Raw genomic sequence first — 2,422 nt, 5'->3', positions numbered from 1 at the left:
TGTTAGAGTCGATAGGGGCATTTCTACCCCTACCTCTCTTTCAGAACCGGACATGAGACTTTCGCCTCATCCGGCTCCTCGGTATCTTCATCCTTTGTTAAGGATACAATTCAAAACGGGTGTTACACTGGTTTTGATAAGGAACCGTCATTTTCCGTTTTTGTGTCGTGACAATGCTTGTGCAGAAGTTGGAGGTTTTTATACTCATCCTTACCGCCTAGTGAGCGGGGTTGGATATGGTCAACTTCTACAGTGTCTGTAGGTGTGAAGTACAGACCACAGTGGGTACATTTACCTTTTTGTGTCTTCAGGAGTGTTGCCACTCTTGTTGGTGTTTCGGGGTATTCTCCGCGTCTCTTGCTCCAATAAATCCAGTCACCGTCATAAGGTGTTGAATGGCCCTTCACCTTGACGTGCCTTATAATAGGCGTTGCTGAGTGTCGAGCTAATTCTAAACCTTCTTCTGTGCTGAAACACCAATTTCTGTCGCCTACTGTTCGCCAGTATTTGTCTTTATTGATGCTACCTTTCCCCCGTCTTCTAGCCCATGCTCGTAGTTTGTCGTAAGTAAGGCTGTCAATTTTTTTAAATGTTTCCTTACTTACTACTGTAGAGTAATAGTTTGACCATCCCCTAATTATTGGATTCAGCCGACTGATTAAAGCAGCTTGAGGGGCGGTGTTGTGCGTATCTATTACTTCTTCAATTTTCACTAAGTGAGCTTTGACTTTGAGTTGGGACGGAGTGATTAATGTTTTAAAGCCGAGTGGTATTCCGTGTGTATTTTTAGCACTTCGATAGTTACCTACCTTATGTTGTTGTACATGGAATCCTAAAAACTCAAACCCTACATTTCCATTGTATTCATTGAGGGTGTGGGTTAATTTTGTTTTACTTGGTTTTAATTCTAAGCCTAAATCACTTAACCATTCTGCAATTATTTTCTGACAGGCTACTATTACTTCAATGTCTTTGTGAATAACCACAAAATCATCAGCATATCGGATTAAACTGATTTCTCTTCGTTGGTTAATAGAATTTCCAGCGAATTGTTTAACACGTTCTTCCATTCCATGAAGGGCTATGTTAGCAAGTAGCGGGGAAATGACCCCTCCCTGTGGAGTACCTTCTGAAGTCGGGAAGATTTCACCTTGGTCTAATACCCCACTTTTAAGCCACGACTTAATTTGTTTTCTCAGTCGTGGATAGGTATTGATTTTGTCAAGTAATGCTTTGTGATTAATGCGGTCGAAGCATTTGGCAATATCAGCATCTAGAACATATTTGTCTTTATACCTGATACTGTCAAAAATAGCTCCTATCGCATCGTGACACGACCTACCTGGTCTAAAACCATAGGAGTTTGGCTCAAAACGCGCTTCCCATTCTGGCTCAAGAGCTGATTTTACAACTGCTTGTAAGGCGCGGTCGTACATTGTGGGTATACCTAATGGTCTTGACTCATTGGTTCCTGGTTTTGGTATCATTACCCGACGTGTCGGTTGTGATTTACCAGTTGCTTTGAGTTGACTTACTAGATTAACTCGTTGCTTTGGGGTTAGTAATTTAATACCGTCCACACCTGCTGTACGTTTACCTGTATTGTCTTGCGTGACCCGTCGTACCGCTAGAACCTTATTAGACCACGAATTAATCAAGGTCTTTTGAAGCTTCCGAACTGCTTTAACATCGCCACGCTCACTTGCTCGATAGATACGTTTTTGCAACTTGAATGTCAATCTTTCAGCTTTTCGCCAATTGATTTGATTCCATTCCACCGTCGGGTTTTCCCGCGTTTTAGACTTATTCATTGCTACTAGGTTTCTATCCTTGAAGTTACCGTGTATCCGTCTGCATATCTCTGTCATTACAACAGGGCATTGGCTTTTGATACAATCCTTCTCTCATATATCATTCGTTAGCTACTTACTGATAATCAACCTGATTTCAGAGATATATGAGAGTTACTTCGTTCCAAATACACATTGATTGAGTTTTTAGTGCGATGCTATCCACCGGGTTTATGGGCAGTGCTTGTAGGTCGGAAGAAACAATCGCCTACGCCCTATCCTTGCCTTTTGGCTTGGTCTTTATCAGTCTTTACCGTGTTTTTCAACGGTTTTATTCTGATTCAGCCGTTAGACCATCTTACTTAACGATGGTTCAGACACATCTTTGCTTTCGCTACACATGAACTCTTGCTCAACAGTTACCAGTTTCGGCTACCAGTAGTCTGCTTTTTATCCCCGCTTTATCCTTTTAGTTGCTACCTAACAAGATAGGGGATGTGCTTTTACCGCTGCACTTGCGGACTGGGACTAAGGATAACCTGCACCCAGATGTGTATTTAGTTGTTATGGCTTTGTGAGCCATACTAGCCGTCTCTGAGTATTGTTACTCGTTTAGGCTAAACGAATCGCAC

1 protein-coding gene is annotated in these 2,422 nt (G+C 42.0%); it reads right to left on the bottom strand.

The window, feature by feature from the left end; all coding sequences use genetic code 11:
- Window positions 1-122: 122 nt before the first annotated feature.
- Window positions 123-1,811 carry a group II intron reverse transcriptase/maturase gene (ltrA, locus tag QT979_RS28710; protein ID WP_445304821.1) on the bottom strand — a complete coding sequence of 563 codons (1,689 nt, stop codon included), beginning with the start codon at window positions 1,809-1,811 and terminating at the stop codon, window positions 123-125.
- Between the last annotated feature and the right edge of the window lie 611 nt (window positions 1,812-2,422).

Source organism: Microcoleus sp. w2-18bC1 (genome assembly GCF_036700365.1).
GTDB lineage: Bacteria > Cyanobacteriota > Cyanobacteriia > Cyanobacteriales > Microcoleaceae > Microcoleus.
Note: the sequence above shows the minus strand (reverse complement) of the source record. Positions and strands in the feature narration are given on the sequence as shown.

Coding starts and splice junctions, on each gene's coding strand:
- ltrA (WP_445304821.1), bottom strand. CDS start 1,811: ATGAATAAGTCTAAAACGCGGGAAAACCCGACGGTGGAATGGAATCAA.